Genomic DNA, 354 nt, shown 5'->3' with positions numbered 1-354 from the left:
CGATCTGGATCGTGTACGGGTTGAACGTCAGCTTCAGGCGGTTCTCGATCACGTCGCGCGAGAACGCTTCCCAGTCGAATTCCGGATACGCGGACAGATGCGCGTTGAAGTTGCCGACCGCGCCGTTCATCTTGCCGAGCAGTTCGACCTTCTCGATGCGCGTGATTGCGCGCGCGAGACGGGCGGCGACGTTGGCGACTTCCTTGCCGAGCGTCGTCGGGCTGGCCGGCTGGCCGTGCGTGCGCGACAGCATCGGCTGCTCGGCGTGCGCGTGCGACAGCGCGACGAGGCGCTGGTGGACCGTGCGCAGCGCCGGCAGGATCACGTGCTCGCGCGCGCCGGCGAGCATCATCC

1 protein-coding gene is annotated in these 354 nt (G+C 67.8%); it reads right to left on the bottom strand.

From position 1 onward, the window contains the following. Nucleotides 1-354, bottom strand: a 354-nt coding sequence (locus tag SB816_RS30250; RefSeq protein WP_410548024.1) for a lyase family protein, incomplete at both ends; no start/stop codon positions are given.

The sequence above is a fragment of the Achromobacter sp. SIMBA_011 genome (assembly GCF_046535435.1).
In the GTDB taxonomy this organism is placed as follows: domain Bacteria; phylum Pseudomonadota; class Gammaproteobacteria; order Burkholderiales; family Burkholderiaceae_B; genus Achromobacter; species Achromobacter dolens.
This window is presented reverse-complemented; position numbering and strand designations above follow the sequence as displayed.